Below are 17,626 nucleotides of genomic sequence, written 5' to 3' on the forward strand. Positions count from 1 at the left end.
AGGCGCGCGGGGCCCGGCGAGCGCCGGTCCAGCAGTCGGTCCGGCAGTCGGTCCGACCGGGTGGAGACCGCACTGGGCGGGGGCGGATACCCTGGGGGGCGACGACCCATCCGTTCCCGAGCCACGAGGACCCGCGACCGACGTGTTCGATACCCTTTCCGACCGCCTCGCAGCGACGTTCAAGAACCTCCGTGGCAAGGGACGCCTGTCCGAGGCGGACATCGACGCCACCTGCCGCGAGATCCGCATCGCCCTGCTGGAAGCGGATGTCGCGCTGCCGGCCGTGCGCGCGTTCATCGCGAAGATCAAGGAGCGGGCGCTCGGCGCCGAGGTCTCCGGTGCGCTGAACCCGGCCCAGCAGGTCATCAAGATCGTCAACGACGAGCTGGTGAACATCCTCGGCGGGGAGACCCGACGGCTGCGCTACGCCAAGACCGGCCCGACCGTGATCATGCTGGCCGGCCTCCAGGGCGCGGGCAAGACCACCCTGGCCGGAAAGCTGGGCCACTGGCTCAAGGAGCAGAAGCACACCCCGCTGCTGGTCGCCTGCGACCTCCAGCGCCCCAACGCGGTCACCCAGCTGGGCGTCGTCGCCGAGCGGGCCGGGGTGGCGTTCTTCGCCCCCGAGCCGGGCAACGGCGTCGGCGACCCGGTCAAGGTCGCCCGTGACTCGATCGAGTTCGCCAAGCAGAAGCAGTACGACGTCGTCATCGTCGACACCGCCGGACGCCTCGGCATCGACGCCGAGCTGATGCAGCAGGCCGCGGACATCCGCGCCGCGGTCAACCCGGACGAGGTCCTCTTCGTCGTCGACGCCATGATCGGCCAGGACGCGGTCACCACCGCGCAGGCCTTCCTCGAGGGCGTCGACTTCACCGGTGTCGTCCTCTCCAAGCTGGACGGCGACGCCCGAGGCGGCGCGGCCCTCTCGGTGGCGCACCTCACCGGCCGTCAGATCATGTTCGCCTCCAACGGCGAGAAGCTGACCGACTTCGACGCCTTCCACCCGGACCGGATGGCCTCGCGCATCCTCGGCATGGGCGACATCCTCAGCCTGATCGAGACGGCCGAGAAGACCTTCACCCAGGACGAGGCCGCCAAGATGGCCTCCAAGCTGGCCAGCAAGGGCGGCAAGGAGTTCGGCCTCGGCGACTTCCTGTCCCAGCTGGAGCAGGTCTCCAAGATGGGCTCGCTGTCCAAGCTGCTCGGGATGATGCCCGGCATGGGGCAGATGCGCGAGCAGATCGCCAACATCGACGACAAGGACGTGGCCCGGGTCGGCGCGATCATCAAGTCGATGACCGTGGCCGAGCGCGAGGACCCGAAGATCATCAACGGCTCGCGCCGGGCCCGCATCGCCAAGGGCTCGGGGGTGCACGTCTCCGAGGTCAGCAGCCTGGTCGAGCGCTTCTTCGAGGCCCGCAAGATGATGTCGGCGATGGCCGGCGGCCGCGGCATCCCGGGGATGCCGGGCATGCCCGGGATGGGCGGCGGCGGTGCCCGCAAGGGCAAGCAGCAGAAGCAGGCCAAGGGCAAGCAGAAGTCCGGCAACCCGCTGAAGCGCGCCGCCGACCAGAAGGCCGCGCTGGAGCGCAAGGTCGAGGGCCCGCAGGACTCCAACCCGTTCGGCCCCGGCGCCGCGAAGATCCCGGAGAACTTCGAACTCCCCAAGGAGTTCAAGGACCTCCTCTGAGGAGCCGTCCGGCGCGTGCGCGATGATGTTGCGCATGCGAGTGGAGATCCGTGCCCCCAGACTGTCCGACGCCACCCTGTACGCGGCAGCCGTCCGCCGTTCCGCCGAGCACGTCGGCCGCTGGAACCCGGTGGAGCCGGACGGCCTGGTGGATCTGGTGCGCCGTCAGGGCGAGACCCTGCGCACCTATCTCTTCGTCGACACCGAGGACGGCGGCCTGGTCGGCAGCTGCAATGTGGCCAACATCGTCAAGGGCCGCTTCTGCAACGGCAGCCTGGGCTACAACTCCTACCTCCCCTACAACGGCACCGGCCGGATGACCGAGGGGATGCGGCTGCTGGTGGACCGCTGCTTCGGGGTGGAGAGCGGCGGCGGCCTCGGGCTGCACCGGCTGGAGATCAACGTCCAGCCGGAGAACCACCCCTCGATCGCGATGGCCAAGCGGCTCGGCTTCCGGCACGAGGGCTACACCCCCCGTATGCTCTTCCTCCAGGGCGCCTGGCGCGACCATGAGCGCTTCGCCCTGACCGCCGAGGAGTGGCCGGGCCTCTAGAGGAACGGCCGGGCCTGTAGAGCCGGGCCTCTAAAGGCCTACCGCCGGGCGCGCACGGTGGATTGATGATCCATATGTCCGTATTGTCACAAAGGTGACTACTCCTGTGCCGCCCCGCGAGAACCCGGACCAGCTGTGGCGGTCGGAGGGCACCCCGCCCCCGCCGCCGCCCACTCCGCCGCGGCGGAACCCCCGCGGCGGCTGGATCAGGATGGTGCTCACCGCCCTGGTGGTGTTCCTGCTGGTCGACACCCTGCTCAATGTCTTCGGCAGCGGCGGCAGCACCAGCATCACCTACACCGAGTTCAGCAAGCAGCTGAACGCCGGTCAGGTCTCCGAGATCTACGCCAAGGGCGACAGCATCCAGGGCAAGCTCAAGGAGGCCCAGCCCAAGCCGGACGACGGCAAGGGCAAGTACACCGAGTTCCGCACCCAGCGGCCGGTCTTCGCCGACGACAAGCTCTGGACCACGCTGACCGACAAGGGCGTCACCGTGGACGCCCAGCCGGTGGTCCAGGAGCGCAGCTTCCTGGTCAACCTGCTGATCTCGCTCGCGCCGATGCTGCTCCTTGTGCTGCTCTGGATCGTCATCGCCCGCAGGATGAGCGGCGGCGGCATGGGCGGCCTGGCCAAGAAGGGGCCGCCGAAGCCGGTCGCCCTGGACGCGCCGGGCACCAGGCGCACCAGCTTCGCCGACGTGGCCGGCATCGACGAGGTCAAGGCCGAGCTGACCGAGGTGGTCGACTTCCTGAAGCGCCCGGAGGAGTACCGGAAGATGGGCGCCAAGATGCCCAGGGGCGTGCTGCTGGCGGGCCCTCCGGGGACCGGCAAGACCTTGCTCGCCCGGGCCGTGGCCGGCGAGGCCGGGGTGCCCTTCTTCTCGGCCTCCGCCTCCGAGTTCATCGAGATGATCGTCGGCGTCGGCGCCTCCCGGGTCCGCGAGCTCTTCGCGGAGGCCCGCAAGGTCGCCCCCGCGATCATCTTCATCGACGAGATCGACACCATCGGCCGGGCCCGCGGCGGCAACGCCATGGGCGGCCACGACGAGCGCGAGCAGACCCTCAATCAGATCCTCACCGAGATGGACGGCTTCTCCGGCTCCGAGGGCGTGGTCGTGCTGGCCGCGACCAACCGGGCCGAGGTGCTGGACAAGGCGCTGCTCCGCCCCGGACGCTTCGACCGCACGGTCACCGTCAGCCCGCCGGACCGGGCCGGCCGCGAGGCCATCCTGCGGATCCACACCCGCGACGTGCCGCTGGCCGAGGACGTCGACCTGGAGCAGGTCGCCAGGACCACTCCGGGCATGACCGGCGCCGAACTGGCCAACCTCGCCAATGAGGCGGCCCTGCTCGCGGTGAAGCACGGGCTGAACGCGGTCGGCCCGCGCGAGTTCTCCGGCGCTCTGGAGAAGGTCCAGCTCGGCGCGGTCCGCTCGCTGGTGATGCCGGAGGAGGAGCGCCGCCGCACCGCGTACCACGAGTCGGGACACGCCCTGCTGGGGATGCTCCAGCCCGGCGCCGACCCGGTCCGCAAGATCACCATCGTGCCGCGCGGCCGGGCCCTCGGGGTCACCCTCTCCACCCCGGACGCCGACCGCTACGCCTACACCGAGGAGTACCTGCGCGGCCGGATCATCGGCGCCCTCGGCGGGATGGCCGCCGAGCAGGTGGTCTACGGGGTGATCACCACCGGCGCCGAGAGCGATCTGGAGCAGGTCACCAACATCGCCCGGGGCATGGCCGGACGCTGGGGCATGAGCAGCCTGGTCGGCCGCCTCACCGCGATCCCCAACGACACCCAGGGCGCCTACGGCCTCTCCGCGGCCCCGGCCACCCTGGACGCCGTCGACGGCGAGGCCCGCCGCATCGTCGCCGAGTGCTACGAGGAGGCCTGCCGGAAGCTCACCGAGTACCGCCCCAAGCTGGACGCCCTCGCCGACGCGCTGATGGAGCACGAGACCCTCGACGAGGAGCACGCCTACCGTGCGGCAGGCATGCCCCGCGCCGCCAAGATCCTCTAACCGCCCCAGCCGGGGCCGCTCACCGGCAGGGGCCGCTCGGCGAGGGTGTAGCGGAAGACATTGATCATCCGGACCGAGCCGTCCGCCCGGAGGTACGGGTGCAGCGCCTCGGTGACCTCCTTCTCCACCTGGTGCTGCCCGGAGTAGTCCGCCGCCGCGTCGAAGACGCCCATCGACAGCAGGCCGCGCAGCGCGCTCTCCAGGTCGGGGTAGGCGAACGGGCAGAGCACCCGGCCCCCGCCGCCGAGCCGCAGCCCGGCCCTGGCCACCATCTGCTCCACCGCGCCGGGCTCGCTCAGCGCGAACGGCGCGTACGGGCCGCGCCTGAGCGGATCCGCGAGCCGGCGGGCGACCCCGAGCACCGCCGCGCTCTCGCAGCGCTCGGGCGGGCCCCAGGTCGCCAGCGCGACATGGCCTCCGGGCGCGGTCAGCCGGGCCGCGTCCCGGACCAGGGCCTGCGGATCGGCGGTGCAGGAGAGGTGCTCGAACGCGGTCACCAGCGAGTGCGCCGCCGGATGCGGCTGGGATCCGCCATCGTGGGAGTCGGGGGAGAACTCCCGGTAGACGTCGCCCATCACCCGCAGCGAGCGGTCCTGCGCCAGTGAGCGGAGCTCCGCCTCCGGCTCCAGGCCGACCACCTCCGCGCCGCGCCCCGCGGCGAGTAACAGCGCCAGCCCGGAACGGCAGCCCAGGCCGAGCACACTGGTCGCCGGCCCGACCTCCAGCCGTTCGTAGACCGCCTCGTAGAGGGGGACCAGCATCCGTTCCTGGATCTCGGCCCAGTCCCTGGCCCTTTGCCGCGCCCGCCTGCGTTCTGTCGTACCACTGTCCGTGCCCATGGTGACACTCAGCGTAGTGTCCGCCATCGATGCGGAAGCCATCACCCGGGGCTCCTTCGATCCGGTCCCGCCGCGGACGTGAGGGCGCCCGCGCTGAGTCACGCCGGGTGGTGGAGCGATCGCGCTCCGTCCCGGACTGCCTCCAGCCAACTCCGCCCACGGCCCGGAGTCCAGAGCCCGAAGGTATTGATTACGGTTCGCACCCGTGCGCCCCGTACCATCGGCGCATGGCAAAAGCTCCCGTTCTCACCCCCCAGGCGGACGATTTCCCGCGCTGGTACCAGGATCTGATCAGCAAGGCCGAACTGGCCGACAACGGTCCGGTGCGCGGCACCATGGTCATCCGACCGTACGGCTACGCGCTGTGGGAGCGGATGCAGCAGGAGATGGACGCGCGTATCAAGAAGGCAGGCGCGCAGAACGCCTACTTCCCGATGTTCATCCCGCAGTCCTACCTGACCCGCGAGGCCGAGCACGTCGAGGGCTTCGCGCCCGAGCTCGCGGTGGTCACCCACGGCGGCGGCAAGGAACTGGACGAGCCCATCGTGGTCCGCCCCACCTCCGAGACCATCATCAACGAGTACTTCTCCAAGTGGGTGCAGAGTCACCGCGACCTTCCCCTGCTGATCAACCAGTGGGCCAATGTGGTCCGCTGGGAGCTGCGTCCGCGGATCTTCCTGCGCACCACCGAGTTCCTCTGGCAGGAGGGGCACACCGCCCACGCCAGCTACGAGGAGGCCCGGGACTACGCCTCCAACATCCACACCGCCGTCTACGGCGACTTCATGACCAACTTCCTCGGCATCGACGTGGTGCTGGGCCGGAAGACCGCCAAGGAGCGGTTCGCCGGCGCCATCAACACCCTCACCCTCGAAGCGATGATGGGCGACGGCAAGGCGCTGCAGATGGGCACCAGCCATGAGCTGGGCCAGAACTTCGCCAAGGCCTTCAACACCCAGTACCTGTCCAACGGCAGCGAGCGCGAGTACGTCTGGCAGACCTCCTGGGGCGTCTCCACCCGCATGGTCGGCGGCCTGATCATGTCGCACGGCGACGACAACGGCCTCCGGGTGCCGCCGCGGCTCGCGGCCACCCAGGTCGTGGTGCTCGCGATCAAGGGCGACGACCCGGTCATCGCCAAGGTCCGCGAGATCGGCGCCGCGCTGGAGGCCGCCGGGGTCCGGGTGGTCGTGGACGACCGCACCGACACCCCGTTCGGCCGCCGCGCGGTGGACTGGGAGCTCAAGGGCGTGCCGCTGCGGATCGAGGTCGGCCCGCGCGACCTGGAGGCCGGCACCGCGATGCTGGTCCGCCGCATCGCCGGCGGCAAGGAGCCGGTCCCGGTCGACTCGCTGGCGGCGGTCGTCCCCGGCCTGCTGGAGGAGGACCAGGCGCTGCTGCTGCGCCAGTCCCGCGAGCGCCGGGAGTCCCGGACCGTGGAGGTCACCGACCTCAACGAGGCCGTCGAGGCCGCGGCGACCGGCTGGGGCCGGATCTCCTGGGCCGAGCTCGGCCCGGAGGGCGAGCGCAAGCTCGCCGAGCAGGGCGTCTCGGTGCGCTGCATCGTCGCCGAGGACGGCTCGGTCCCGCTGACGGACGACCAGCCCGGCAACGTCGCCATCGTCGCCCGGGCCTACTGAGCCGGGGCCCACTGAGCCCGCTCATCTCACCGGCTGAGACCGGAGGCAGACAAGTTGCGTAGGAAAACCGGTTCACCATTCCTTCACAGAATTGGCGGACCGGTTTTCCCGCTCCCGGGCCTTTATGCCAAACTCCTTTACTGACCAGCAAGATGACTGCCCGTCAGAGACTCGCTCCGGATCGTCGCCGATTCGGCGGGTACGGACCCCCGCTATGCGCGTCCACGACAACCCCTGGATCCCGGAACAACCGGGAGCGCTCCCTCGTTGGCGTAGCGTGAGCACGACACAACAACCACTGGTCCTCGCGGCCGAGCTGGCCCTCGCCTGGGGCGACATCCAGCGCCACCACTCCGACCTGCCCAGTCTCGCGGCCCCGGAATCGCTGATCGGCGAATCCTCTTCGGCCTGCGGTACCGAGCTGGGCTTTGAGCGCCTGCTGCACGAGGCTGCCCACGGGCTTGCCGCCGCACGCGGCATCCGTGACACCTCGCGTGCAGGGCGCTACCACAATCGCCGCTTCCTGGCCCTCGCCGACGAACTCGGCCTGGACCACTCCGCCGATCCGCATCCGAGCAGCGGCTTCTCGCTGGTCACGATGCGTACGGAGACCCGCGAGCGCTACTCCGACACCATCACCAGGCTGCAGCTCGCCCTCGGCGCGCACACAGCTGCCACCAGCGGACCGGTCCAGGACCGGGCGCACAACTTCCGGGGTCCTGCCACCAGGCACGGCTCCTCCGGCGGAGGCGTGCGGGTCAAGGCCGTCTGCGACTGCGGCCGCAACGTCCGGGTCGTCCCCTCGGTGCTGGCCCAGGCCGCCATCGTCTGCGGCAACTGCGGGCAGCCCTTCCGTATCGCCGAGGTCCCTCCCCGCAGCTAGGCGGGGACCTGCTATGGGGAGGCAGTGGCGGTGATCCGCCCTGCCGTCCTATGGCACAATGGACAGCTGAGTACTCGGCAGCCGAGCAGGACCCCTCTCTCCTCCGGCTGACGTGTCCGTCGAGCAGCCTGCAGCCGCAACCCCACGTGGAATGCGCGGCTGCTCACCCACGTCAAATCCAGGAGAACCACTCCCGTGGCAGTCAAGATCAAGCTTAAGCGTCTCGGTAAGATTCGCGCCCCGCACTACCGCATCGTCGTCGCCGACGCCCGCACCAAGCGTGACGGTCGTGCGATCGAGGAGATCGGCATCTACCAGCCGACCTACGACCCCTCGATCATCAAGGTCGACAACGAGCGCGCGCAGTACTGGCTGAGTGTCGGCGCCCAGCCGACCGAGGCCGTCCTCGCGATCCTCAAGCTCACCGGTGACTGGCAGCAGTTCAAGGGCCTGCCGGCCCCGGCGCCGCTCAAGGTCGCCGAGCCCAAGGTCACGGACTTCTCGCACCTGTTCGCGAAGGCCGTCGCCGGCTTCGAGGACTCCACCACCGGTGTCGCGATCACCCCGAAGGCCAAGAAGTCCGACAAGAAGGACGAGGCCGAAGCCGCTCCGGCGGCCGACGCTGCCGCGTCCACCGAGTCCTGATCATGCTCGAGGAAGCCCTCGAGCACCTGGTGAAGGGCATCGTCGAGAATCCGGACGAGGTCCAGGTGCGTTCGCGAGAACTGCGCCGGGGCCGCATCCTCGAGGTGCGTGTGCACCCCGAGGACCTCGGCAAGGTCATCGGCCGGGGCGGTCGTACGGCGCGCGCTCTGCGCACCGTCGTCACCGCTCTCGGCGGGCGCAGTGTCCGGGTCGACCTGGTCGACGTGGACGGCGTGCGCTAGCCACAGGTACAGAGCCTTGGGCACCACCTCGGGGCCGGTCGGGACATTCGTGTCCGGACCGGCCCCGAGTCTTTTCCGAACTGATTTCCCGAACTTCGTACGTCACAGACTTCCCTAGGAGAGCGATCACCGTGCAGCTCGTCGTGGCCAGGATCGGCCGTGCCCACGGCATCAGGGGCCAGGTAACGGTGGAGGTGCGCACCGACGAGCCGGAGACCCGGCTCGCCCCCGGCGCCGTGCTGACCACCGACCCGGCCACGGCCGGCCCGCAGCTGACCGTCGCCGACGCGCGCTGGCACAGCGGCCGGCTGCTGCTGAGCTTCAAGGGCGTCGCCGACCGCACCCGCGCCGAGGGCCTGCGCGGCACCCTGCTGATCGCCGAGGTCGACCCGGAGCAGACGCCCGAGGACCCGGCGGAGTACTACGACCACCAGCTGCTCGGCCTGGCCGTGGTCCTCGCCGACGGCACCGAGGTCGGCGAACTGACCTCGATCGCCCACCTCCCGGCGCAGGACCTGCTGACGGTCACCCGCCCGGACGGCTCCGAGGTGCTGGTGCCCTTCGTCACCGAGATCGTCCCCGAGGTCGACCTCAAGCAGCGGCGCGCGGTGCTCACCCCGCCGCCGGGTCTGCTGGACCCCGCCGCGGCGATCGTGGCCTCGGCCGACGACAGCGCCGCCGCTGACGACAGTGCTGTCGCTGACGACAGCGCCGCCGACGACGACGCGTCCGCGTAGGGGCGCCCGCCGTGCGCATCGACGTCGTCACGATCTTCCCCGAGTACCTGGAGCCGCTGAACGTCTCCCTGGTCGGCAAGGCCCGCGCCAGGGGCCAGCTGGACGTCCGGCTGCACGGACTGCGCGAGCACACCAGCGATGTGCACCGCACCGTGGACGACTCCCCGTACGGGGGCGGCCCCGGCATGGTGATGAAGCCCGAGCCCTGGGCCGCCGCCCTGGACGGCGTGGTCGACTCCGCGGGTCCGGCGGACGGCGCGGTGCCGACGCTGGTGGTGCCCACCCCCAGCGGCCGCCCGTTCACCCAGGAGCTGGCCCAGGAGTTGGCCGGACGCCCCTGGCTGGCCTTCGCCCCGGCCCGCTACGAGGGCATCGACCGGCGGGTGATCGAGGCCGCGGCCGAGCGGATGCCGGTGGTCGAGGTCTCCATCGGCGACTACGTGCTGGCCGGCGGCGAGGTCGCGGTGCTGGTGATCGTGGAGGCGGTGGCCCGGCTGCTGCCGGGGGTGCTCGGCAACGCCGAGTCGCACCAGGACGACTCCTTCGCGCCGGGCCGGATGACCGACCTGCTGGAGGGCCCGGTCTACACCAAGCCGGCCGAGTGGCGCGGCCGTACCGTGCCCGAGGTCCTGCTCAGCGGCAACCACGGGAAGATCGCCCGCTGGCGCCGCGAGCAGGCCTTCGCCCGTACCCTCGCCATGCGTCCGGACCTGGTGGAGCGCTGGGAGCGGGGCGCGATGGACAAGCACGACCTGCGCGCGCTGGGGGAGTTGGGCCTCTCCTGGGACGAGGCCGACGGACGATTTCGGTCCGCAGCGGTTGATGTGGAAGAATAGCTACTTGCTGCCTGTCCTCGGCCCCCTTTCCACCTCGCGGTGGGGCGGGTGGGCCCGGTGCCCCTGCCACGGGGGAGACATCGCCAACCGAGCGGCACACAGCGCACCCCTTTCAGACAACATTCCGTGGGTGGCCCGTGGCGCCTGCGATGGAGACAATCATGAGCAACCTGCTCAGTGCCGTCGACGCGGCTTCGCTGCGTTCCGACATCCCCGCGTTCCGCGCCGGTGACACCGTCAACGTGCACGTCCGCGTCATCGAGGGCAACCGCTCCCGTGTCCAGCAGTTCAAGGGCGTCGTCATCCGTCGCCAGGGCGACGGCCTGCGCGAGACCTTCACGGTCCGCAAGGTCAGCTTCAACGTCGGCGTGGAGCGCACCTTCCCGGTGCACACCCCGATCGTCGAGAAGATCGAGGTCGTCACCCGCGGCGCCGTCCGTCGCGCCAAGCTGTACTACCTCCGTGAGCTGCGCGGCAAGGCCGCCAAGATCAAGGAGAAGCGCGACCGCTGACCCCATTCCCGCAGCGGTGACTTAAGCTGCTGCGGCGATGGATACACAGCAGGCGCCCGAGGACCGCGACTCCGCCACCGACCCTGACGGTCGGGAGGCGGAGCCGCGGTCCTCTGCTGTCCCCCGACTGGTGCGTGACACCGTCGTGCTGGGCGGGGTGTGCGTGCTGGTGCTGGTCCTGGTGAACGCCTTTGTGGCCCAGCCCTTCGGCATCCCGAGCGGATCCATGCAGGGCGCCCTGCGGATCGGTGACCGGGTCGTTGTCGACAAACTGGCGTATCGATTCGGCAGCGGTCCGCAGCGCGGTGATGTGGTGGTCTTCGACGGGCGGGGCTCCTTCCTCGACCAGAGCGGGACGGAGCAGGGCGGGACCGGCCAACGGGACGGCTCGGGGAACGACTTCGTGAAGCGGGTGATCGGCGTCGGCGGGGACACCGTGGTCTGCTGCGACCCCCAGGGGCGGTTGAGCGTCGACGGTGTGCCGCTGGACGAGAGCGGGTATCTGTATCCCGGTGACGCCCCCTCGACCGTGCCCTTCTCGATCAAGGTCCCGGCAGGCCGCCTGTTCGTCCTGGGCGACCACCGCTCCGACTCCCGTGACTCCCGCGACCACCTGGGCGACCCCGGTGGCGGCTTCGTCCCGGTCGACAAAGTGACCGGGCGGGTCGACTGGGTGGTCTACCCGCTCGGTCACTGGCGCTCGTTGGACCGCCCGCAGGCGTTCGCGCTGCTGGCGTCGGAGCTGCGGAAGGGCGCCGGCCGTGGGCAGCAGGGGTAAGCCCAGGCACGCCGCCCCCGAGACCGCCGCCGGCACCGACAGCGCCGAGGGCGGCGGCCGGTCCGACCGCGGTCGCGCGGACCGCCGCCGTGCCGCCAAGCGCGCGGACCGCCGCCGCAAGCGCTCGCCGCTGCGCGAGATACCACTGATCATCGTGGTCGCCCTGGCGATCACGCTGATGCTGCAGACCTTCCTGGTCCAGGTGTTCTCCATCCCCTCGGGCTCGATGCAGACCACCATCGCGATCGGCGACCGAGTGGTGGTGAACAAGCTCTCGCCCTGGTTCGGCTCCAAGCCGCAGCGCGGGGACGTGGTGGTCTTCAACGACCCCGACGACTGGCTCAAGGGCGATCCGGTGCCGACCAGCGGCCCGGTGCTCGGAGCGATCAAGAGCGCCTTCACCTTCGTCGGCCTGCTGCCCTCGGACCGGGACCTGATCAAGCGGGTGATCGGGGTGCCCGGCGACACCGTCGCCTGCTGCGACAGCAAGGGACGGCTGCTGCTCAACGGCAAGCCCCTGGACGAGCCGTACGTCTTCGCGGGCAATCCGCCGTCCCGGATCCCCTTCAACGTCACCGTGCCGCCGGGGAAGCTCTGGGTGATGGGCGACCACCGCGACGTCTCGGCCGACTCGCGCTACCACATGGGCGACGCGACCGGCGGGTTCGTCCCGGAGAAGGACGTGGTCGGCCGGGCGGTGGCGGTCATCTGGCCGGTGTCGCACTGGAGCACCCTGCCGTCGCAGTCCACCCCGGCCGCCGCGGCCGGGACCGGTGCCGCCCCGCCGTCAGGTCAAAGTCTTCGTCAAGTATCGTCCGCAGCAGCCCTGGGACCGCTTCCAGGGGAACTTCCGCTCGTTATGGGTTTGGCTGCGACTGTGTCCCGCCTTCTGGGACGTCGGCGCACGCGAAGATCTGAGCGGACGTGAACCGTCCGCATGGCGACAGAGGGAGACGAAGTGGGGGATCTGGTGATCGGGCCCAACTCGGGTGTCGGTGAGCCCGAGGACTCGGCGGACCGTACCGTGGAGTCCGTGGACGACACCGGGCGCGGAGACGCAGGCAGTGACCGGAACGCACGATCGGCGGCGGACCCCCACGGGGACGACGTGGACGATCTGCTGGACCAGGAGCCCCCCGGCGGAGCCGGCCCGCTGAAGGCGGGAAAGCAGAAGAAGCCGCGCTCCTTCTGGAAGGAGCTGCCGATCCTGATCGTGGTCGCGCTGGTCCTGGCCCTGCTGATCAAGACCTTCCTGGTGCAGGCCTTCTCGATCCCGTCCGGATCGATGGAGAACACCCTGCAGATCGGCGACCGGGTGCTGGTGGACAAGCTCACCCCGCACTTCGGCGACAAGCCCTCGCGCGGCCAGGTCGTCGTCTTCCACGACCCCGGCAACTGGCTGTCGGACGAGCCCAGTGCGGCGCCCAGCAGCAACTCGGTGATCCGGGGCCTGCAGGACGTGCTCAGCTGGATCGGCCTGATGCCGTCCGCCAATGAGAAGGACCTGATCAAGCGGGTCATCGCGGTCGGCGGAGACACCGTCAGCTGCAACGGCACCGGACCGGTCTACGTCAACGGCAAGGCGCTGACCGAGCCGTACATCTACCCCGGTGCGACGCCCTGCGGCGACAAGCCCTTCGGCCCCTTCAAGGTCCCCGCCAACTCGATCTGGGTGATGGGCGACCACCGCAACGACTCGCTGGACTCCCGCTACCACATGGACGAGCCCGGTGGCGGCTCGGTGCCCGACAGCGACGTGATCGGTCGGGCGATCGTGGTGGCCTGGCCGTTCTCGCACGCGTCCACCCTGCCGATCCCGGACACCTTCACCCAGCCGGGCATCACCACCCAGGCCGGCGGCCCGATCGCCGCTGCCCTGGTCAATGAGCCCGGGGTGGCCGGGCTGATCGGCGCCGTCCCGCTGACCTGGCTCTACCGCAGGGGGCGGCTGCGCCGGCTGCGCCGCGACTCCCGAGCGGAGTCCTGAGCCGAGCGGAGTCCTGAGCCGACCGAGTCCTGAGCCGGAATCTTGACCCGCAGGCCCTTGCGAAGGCCGCAGTACCGACCAGTAATCTGCTGGGACGTCCTGCGGCCTTCGGTCTGCCCAGGTTCAACGTCCGAGCAAGACCGACGGGAAGAGGCGACATGTCGGTACGGCGACTGCGGCTGGGCGGGATCCTGCAGGGAGCGGGCATCACGATCGGGCTGATCGGGCTGATCGGCGGGTTCGTCCTGCTGGCGTTCCAGTACCGGCCGTACACGGTGCCGACCGACTCGATGGTGCCGACCGTGCAGCCCGGGGACGTGCTGCTGGCGCACCCGGTCAAGGGCACCCAGGTCGGACGCGGCGACGTCATCATCTTCAAGGACCCGGTCTGGGGCACCTCGGCCGAGGTCAAGCGGGTGATCGGGGTCGCCGGTGACACCGTCGCCTGCTGCGACAGCAAGGGCAGGACCACGGTCGACGGCACTCCGGTCACCGAGCCCTACCTGGAGCCGGCCGGCACCGCCCCGGCGTCGGCCGGCTCGGCGTCCTCCGCCACCGGCCTGACGATCGGCGGCACCGGCCCGACCATCGGCGACGCCACCCGCTTCAGCTCCACCGTCCCGGCCGGCCGGCTGTTCCTGATGGGCGACAACCGCGACGTCTCGCTCGACTCCCGGGTGCACCTGGACTCCTTCGACGGGACGATCCCGGTCTCCGGGGTCATCGCCAGGGTCGAGGGCAAGGCCTGGCCGCTCGGCGACGCCGGAACCATCGACCGCACCAGCGCCTTCGACGCGCTCCCCGGCCCCCGCGCCACCGCCCACGGCCCGCTGGCCGCCCTGACCTACGCGATCATCGCTGGCGCGGCCCTGGTGTTGCTGACCGCGGCGGCGGGTACGGTCGGGGGATGGATGCGGAAACGCCGCAGGTCCTGACTGTGAGGGAGTGCGGATGACGGTGCCGCGCCGCAGGGCCGCACGGGTCCTGCTGCTGGACCCGGCCGATCGGATCCTGCTGCTGCACGGATTCGACCCGCTGGTGCCCGGACGCGACTGGTGGTTCACCCCCGGCGGGGGAGTGGAACCGGGCGAGGAACTGGTCGAGGCCGCCCTGCGCGAGGTCGCCGAGGAGACCGGGATCAGGGACGTCGAGCTGGGTCCGCTGGTGGCCCGCCGCTCCAGCGCCTTCAGCTTCGACGGCCGGGACTTCGACCAGGACGAGTGGTACTACCTGGCCAGGACCCGGACCACCGAGCTCGACCCGTCCGGCCAGACTGAGCTGGAACTGCGCACCGTGGACGAGCTGCGGTGGTGGTCGCCGGCGCAGCTGGCCGCCACCGCAGAGACCGTCTACCCGGAGGGCCTGGGGTCGCTGCTGGCCGCCCTGCTCGACGGGGGAGCGCCGGACCCTCCGGTACGGCTTCCGAGCCCCACCCAGTGGTCCACAATGGACGAACGTACGCACAGCTGAGGGGAACGTGGGGATGAGTGCCGAGGACCTCGAAAAGTACGAGACCGAGATGGAGCTCAAGCTCTACCGGGAGTACCGCGACGTCGTCGGGCTGTTCAAGTTCGTGATCGAGACCGAGCGCCGCTTCTACCTCACCAATGACTATGAGCTGCAGGTGCACTCGGTCCAGGGCGAGGTGTTCTTTGAGGTGTCCATGGCTGACGCCTGGGTCTGGGACATGTACCGACCGGCTCGCTTCGTCCGCAAGGTCAGGGTGCTGACCTTCAAGGACGTCAATGTGGAGGAGCTTGCCAAGAGCGACCTGGAACTCCCCGCCGACGAGGTCGGCTTCGGTCCCTGATCGGGGGTCGGCCGCTCGTCCGGCTGGAAGCCCTACGGGAAGTCCGACGGGAAGCCCGTCAACACTCCGCCGCCCGGATCACTCCTCCGGGCGGCGGAGTTTTGCACACCCCCCGAGCTGTCCACAGCGTGCACCGAGCCGCTGGCCCGACGCCCCCGAACCCGGCAGATTGCCGGGCGGAGGTGATCGCGATGACCGCACGCACACAGGCCCTCGGCCGCTACGGCGAGAACGCCGCAGCCCGCCATCTCAGCGCAGCCGGACTCACCGTCCTGGACCGCAACTGGCGCTGCCGCGAGGGCGAGCTCGACATCGTCGCCATGGACAGACAGGATGAATTGCATCTAATGCAACATTGCGCACGGTGACGAAGGTGCTGTTCTTCCTGGTCGAAGGGGGCGTCCAGCGCTGTCGGCGATAGATGGATCTTCCCTGTGACCAGCACCTTAGCATGTTAATTCAACATTGATGCATCTGATACAACAGGGCTGTGAGCACTCAAGCACCTGGTTCGGCGCATCTCGTCCTCGCCCGTAACGTCGTCCATCTCGACCCCGCGCCAGCGGTCTTCGAGGCGATGAAGGAGGGCTGGGCGAGGCAGCAGTCGGCACGGTTCTTGAGAGCGACGACCATCGCCCCGAGAGTGCGTGTGATCGAGCGCTTCATGGAGTTCACCGGCCAGTACCCCTGGCAGTGGACGCCAGCTGAGGGCGAGGCGTTCATCGCCCATCTGCGAAGCGGCACCAAGCCGATCCAGATGTCGACCGCGCGGACCTACGAGGTAACGATCGGCCTGTTCCTGGAGTATCTCTTGGACGGCCGCTACAGCTGGCTGGGGACGTGCGAGGAGCGCTTCGGCGAGGTGCCCCAAGAGGTCTTCCATGAGGGCAACTCGGTTCTGCATACGGTGGAGTACGAGGGCGACCCGCGGCGTCGACCGTTGACCTACGACGAGATCCAGGCGCTGTTCGACGCCGCCGACGCCCGCGTCGGCAAGATCCGCGAGCAGGGACGCAAGGGCGCCCTGTGCGCCCTGCGGGATGCCGCGGTGCTCAAGAGCGTCTACGCATACGGGACGCGCCGCACCGAGTCGTCCCGCCTGGACCTTGTAGATCTTCGGCGGAGCCGCAAGGCGCCGCAATTCGGCAACTGCGGCAGCCTCATGGTGCGCTACGGCAAGGCGTCCAAGGGTTCTCCGCCCAAGCGCCGCACGGTGCTGACAGTCCCGGAGATGGACTGGGTTGTCGACGTTCTCGTGGAGTGGCAGACCGAGATACGCCCGCACTTCTCCCCTGGGCGGCATCCGGCGCTCTGGGTGACCGAGCGGGGCGGGCGACTGTCCCCGAGGTCGATCAACGAGGCGTTCGTCGCCGCACGTGAAGATGCCGGCCTCGACGAGGACCTGGACCTGCACTGCCTCCGGCACAGTTATATAACACATTTGACCGAATTTGGATATCCTGCCCGGTTTGTCCAGGAGCAAGTAGGACATTCCCATGCGGCCACTACCGCCGTTTATATGGGGGTCTCGAACGAGTACCGCAACACTCTGTTGGAAGCTTCCATGAGGAACCGGCTGGGCGAGGACTGGGACGAGACGGCATGATCAAGAAAATGGGCTACCAGTGGCAGCTCCGGCAGCTCATGGCCGAGCACCAGATGTTCCAGACCTCGGATCTGGTGCCACTGCTCGCCGAACGCGGCGTAGTCCTGTCGCGAGAGCAGGTCTACCGGCTCGTCACCCAGCCTCCGCAGCGGATGAGCATGGACACCCTCGTTGCCCTGTGCGACATCCTGGGCTGCACTCCGAACGACCTGATCAAACCCGAGGTCGTCAACGCCCAACTCCGCAAGACCGCAGGCGGTGAGACGGGCCCCACAACGATCACTCCCCGGCGCACCGTCGTCCGGCGCCCCGGGCAGCCGTGAGAGCTGAGGACCATCGCCGGGAAGCCCGCCGCCGTGAGGTCGCCGAGACCAGACGCCGCCTGGCAGCGCATCTCCAGTCGGCGATAGGCCCGGCGATGACTCCGGAACGCGCTGAGTCCATCCTTCAACTGGCCAAGGCCTGGGCCCCGGCCAGGGCATGCGAGCTCGACGAGCACATCGCTCAGCACCCCGACGCCCTGACCGTCCCGTCCCCGCACTGCCCGGCCTCCCTGGTCCGCCTGCTGCAGCAACTCGACGCGGCCGGCCACGGGGAGGCGGTCACCCAGCTCGGGTGCGCGAGCTGCGGCAGCACCGGCCGGCCTCTCGGCCGCATCAGTGCACAGGGCCGGTGCTGCGACTGGTGCGTCCAGCGCACCGAACTTCGCCGATGCGCGCGCTGTCAACAGGACGGCCACATAGTCACCCACCGAGATGAGGGCCCGATCTGCCGCCGCTGCTACCGCAAAGACGCCCTCTTCCTGAAGGAATGCGCCAGCTGCGGGCGGCAGCGCGCTCCCGCCA

Annotated in this window: 19 protein-coding genes and 1 pseudogene; 19 read left to right on the plus strand and 1 reads right to left on the minus strand. The window is 69.9% G+C overall.

Features of this window, described 5'->3' with window-relative positions:
• The first annotated feature begins 142 nt into the window (after positions 1-142).
• From ffh to ftsH, 3 genes are all read left to right on the plus strand, one after another.
• Positions 143-1,693 (plus strand): signal recognition particle protein, encoded by a 1,551-nt coding sequence (ffh, locus tag ACXKR8_RS33790; RefSeq protein ID WP_458268365.1) that lies wholly within the window; start codon positions 143-145, stop codon positions 1,691-1,693.
• A 34-nt stretch (positions 1,694-1,727) separates the two neighbouring features.
• Entirely contained in the window at positions 1,728-2,246 is a 519-nt protein-coding gene (locus ACXKR8_RS33795) for a GNAT family N-acetyltransferase (RefSeq protein ID WP_458268366.1), read from the plus strand.
• A gap of 94 nt (positions 2,247-2,340) precedes the next feature.
• Positions 2,341-4,266, plus strand: a complete 1,926-nt coding sequence (gene ftsH, locus ACXKR8_RS33800) for an ATP-dependent zinc metalloprotease FtsH (RefSeq protein ID WP_458268367.1) — start codon at positions 2,341-2,343, stop codon at positions 4,264-4,266.
• On the opposite strand, the gene ACXKR8_RS33805 is transcribed toward ftsH, so the two are convergent.
• Positions 4,263-5,105, minus strand: a complete 843-nt coding sequence (locus ACXKR8_RS33805) for a class I SAM-dependent methyltransferase (RefSeq protein ID WP_462099945.1) — start codon at positions 5,103-5,105, stop codon at positions 4,263-4,265. The genes ftsH and ACXKR8_RS33805 overlap by 4 nt on opposite strands.
• A 227-nt stretch (positions 5,106-5,332) precedes the next feature.
• Here ACXKR8_RS33805 and proS point away from each other — a divergent pair, with 227 nt between their 5' ends.
• From proS to ACXKR8_RS33885, 16 genes and pseudogenes are all read left to right on the plus strand, one after another.
• The gene (proS, locus tag ACXKR8_RS33810; protein WP_458268369.1) at positions 5,333-6,745 is read left to right on the plus strand and encodes a proline--tRNA ligase; all 1,413 of its coding nucleotides are present in this window, start codon (positions 5,333-5,335) and stop codon (positions 6,743-6,745) included.
• A gap of 277 nt (positions 6,746-7,022) precedes the next feature.
• Positions 7,023-7,628, plus strand: a complete 606-nt coding sequence (locus ACXKR8_RS33815; RefSeq protein ID WP_458268370.1) for a hypothetical protein — start codon at positions 7,023-7,025, stop codon at positions 7,626-7,628.
• A gap of 195 nt (positions 7,629-7,823) precedes the next feature.
• Complete coding sequence (gene rpsP, locus ACXKR8_RS33820) at positions 7,824-8,273, plus strand: 30S ribosomal protein S16 (RefSeq protein ID WP_458268371.1); 450 nt, start codon at positions 7,824-7,826, stop codon at positions 8,271-8,273.
• Between the two features lie 2 nt (positions 8,274-8,275).
• On the plus strand, positions 8,276-8,515 hold the full coding sequence (locus ACXKR8_RS33825; protein WP_030263860.1) for an RNA-binding protein: 240 nt from the start codon (positions 8,276-8,278) through the stop codon (positions 8,513-8,515).
• Between the two features lie 131 nt (positions 8,516-8,646).
• A complete protein-coding gene (gene rimM, locus ACXKR8_RS33830; RefSeq protein ID WP_458268372.1) occupies positions 8,647-9,252 on the plus strand; it encodes a ribosome maturation factor RimM in 606 nt (201 codons plus the stop codon).
• Between the two features lie 11 nt (positions 9,253-9,263).
• A complete protein-coding gene (gene trmD / locus ACXKR8_RS33835; protein WP_458268373.1) occupies positions 9,264-10,088 on the plus strand; it encodes a tRNA (guanosine(37)-N1)-methyltransferase TrmD in 825 nt (274 codons plus the stop codon).
• A 161-nt stretch (positions 10,089-10,249) separates the two neighbouring features.
• Entirely contained in the window at positions 10,250-10,600 is a 351-nt protein-coding gene (rplS, locus tag ACXKR8_RS33840) for a 50S ribosomal protein L19 (RefSeq protein ID WP_123500320.1), read from the plus strand.
• A gap of 37 nt (positions 10,601-10,637) precedes the next feature.
• Entirely contained in the window at positions 10,638-11,378 is a 741-nt protein-coding gene (gene lepB, locus ACXKR8_RS33845) for a signal peptidase I (protein ID WP_458268374.1), read from the plus strand.
• Positions 11,362-12,306 carry a signal peptidase I gene (lepB, locus tag ACXKR8_RS33850; RefSeq protein ID WP_458268375.1) on the plus strand — a complete coding sequence of 315 codons (945 nt, stop codon included), beginning with the start codon at positions 11,362-11,364 and terminating at the stop codon, positions 12,304-12,306. Before lepB (ACXKR8_RS33845) ends, lepB (ACXKR8_RS33850) begins: the two co-directional genes overlap by 17 nt.
• Positions 12,307-12,336: 30 nt before the next feature.
• Positions 12,337-13,365 (plus strand): signal peptidase I, encoded by a 1,029-nt coding sequence (lepB, locus tag ACXKR8_RS33855; protein ID WP_458275149.1) that lies wholly within the window; start codon positions 12,337-12,339, stop codon positions 13,363-13,365.
• Between the two features lie 158 nt (positions 13,366-13,523).
• Positions 13,524-14,300, plus strand: coding sequence for a signal peptidase I (gene lepB / locus ACXKR8_RS33860; RefSeq protein WP_458268376.1), 777 nt, complete (start codon positions 13,524-13,526; stop codon positions 14,298-14,300).
• A gap of 16 nt (positions 14,301-14,316) precedes the next feature.
• The gene (locus ACXKR8_RS33865; RefSeq protein ID WP_458268377.1) at positions 14,317-14,835 is read left to right on the plus strand and encodes an NUDIX hydrolase; all 519 of its coding nucleotides are present in this window, start codon (positions 14,317-14,319) and stop codon (positions 14,833-14,835) included.
• A 13-nt stretch (positions 14,836-14,848) separates the two neighbouring features.
• Complete coding sequence (locus ACXKR8_RS33870) at positions 14,849-15,175, plus strand: DUF2469 domain-containing protein (RefSeq protein WP_458268378.1); 327 nt, start codon at positions 14,849-14,851, stop codon at positions 15,173-15,175.
• Positions 15,176-15,366: 191 nt separating this feature from the next.
• A pseudogene (locus ACXKR8_RS33875) lies at positions 15,367-15,501 on the plus strand (YraN family protein); the annotation flags it as partial.
• 251 nt (positions 15,502-15,752) lie between these two features.
• Complete coding sequence (locus ACXKR8_RS33880) at positions 15,753-16,781, plus strand: tyrosine-type recombinase/integrase (RefSeq protein ID WP_458275150.1); 1,029 nt, start codon at positions 15,753-15,755, stop codon at positions 16,779-16,781.
• Positions 16,778-17,104, plus strand: a complete 327-nt coding sequence (locus tag ACXKR8_RS33885) for a helix-turn-helix domain-containing protein (protein ID WP_458268379.1) — start codon at positions 16,778-16,780, stop codon at positions 17,102-17,104. The genes ACXKR8_RS33880 and ACXKR8_RS33885 overlap by 4 nt, the downstream gene beginning before the upstream one ends.
• Positions 17,105-17,626: the final 522 nt, after the last annotated feature.

Source organism: Streptacidiphilus sp. PAMC 29251 (assembly GCF_054208735.2).

What these genes read in the sequence shown, in the direction of transcription:
- ACXKR8_RS33885 (WP_458268379.1), top strand. Translation starts at nt 16,778, where the DNA reads ATGATCAAGAAAATGGGCTACCAGTGGCAGCTCCGGCAGCTCATGGCC.
- proS (WP_458268369.1), top strand. Translation starts at nt 5,333, where the DNA reads ATGGCAAAAGCTCCCGTTCTCACCCCCCAGGCGGACGATTTCCCGCGC.
- ACXKR8_RS33795 (WP_458268366.1), top strand. Translation starts at nt 1,728, where the DNA reads ATGCGAGTGGAGATCCGTGCCCCCAGACTGTCCGACGCCACCCTGTAC.
- ACXKR8_RS33805 (WP_462099945.1), bottom strand. Translation starts at nt 5,105, where the DNA reads ATGGGCACGGACAGTGGTACGACAGAACGCAGGCGGGCGCGGCAAAGG.
- lepB (WP_458268374.1), top strand. Translation starts at nt 10,638, where the DNA reads ATGGATACACAGCAGGCGCCCGAGGACCGCGACTCCGCCACCGACCCT.
- ACXKR8_RS33825 (WP_030263860.1), top strand. Translation starts at nt 8,276, where the DNA reads ATGCTCGAGGAAGCCCTCGAGCACCTGGTGAAGGGCATCGTCGAGAAT.
- ACXKR8_RS33865 (WP_458268377.1), top strand. Translation starts at nt 14,317, where the DNA reads ATGACGGTGCCGCGCCGCAGGGCCGCACGGGTCCTGCTGCTGGACCCG.
- ACXKR8_RS33880 (WP_458275150.1), top strand. Translation starts at nt 15,753, where the DNA reads ATGAAGGAGGGCTGGGCGAGGCAGCAGTCGGCACGGTTCTTGAGAGCG.
- lepB (WP_458268376.1), top strand. Translation starts at nt 13,524, where the DNA reads ATGTCGGTACGGCGACTGCGGCTGGGCGGGATCCTGCAGGGAGCGGGC.
- rplS (WP_123500320.1), top strand. Translation starts at nt 10,250, where the DNA reads ATGAGCAACCTGCTCAGTGCCGTCGACGCGGCTTCGCTGCGTTCCGAC.
- ACXKR8_RS33870 (WP_458268378.1), top strand. Translation starts at nt 14,849, where the DNA reads ATGAGTGCCGAGGACCTCGAAAAGTACGAGACCGAGATGGAGCTCAAG.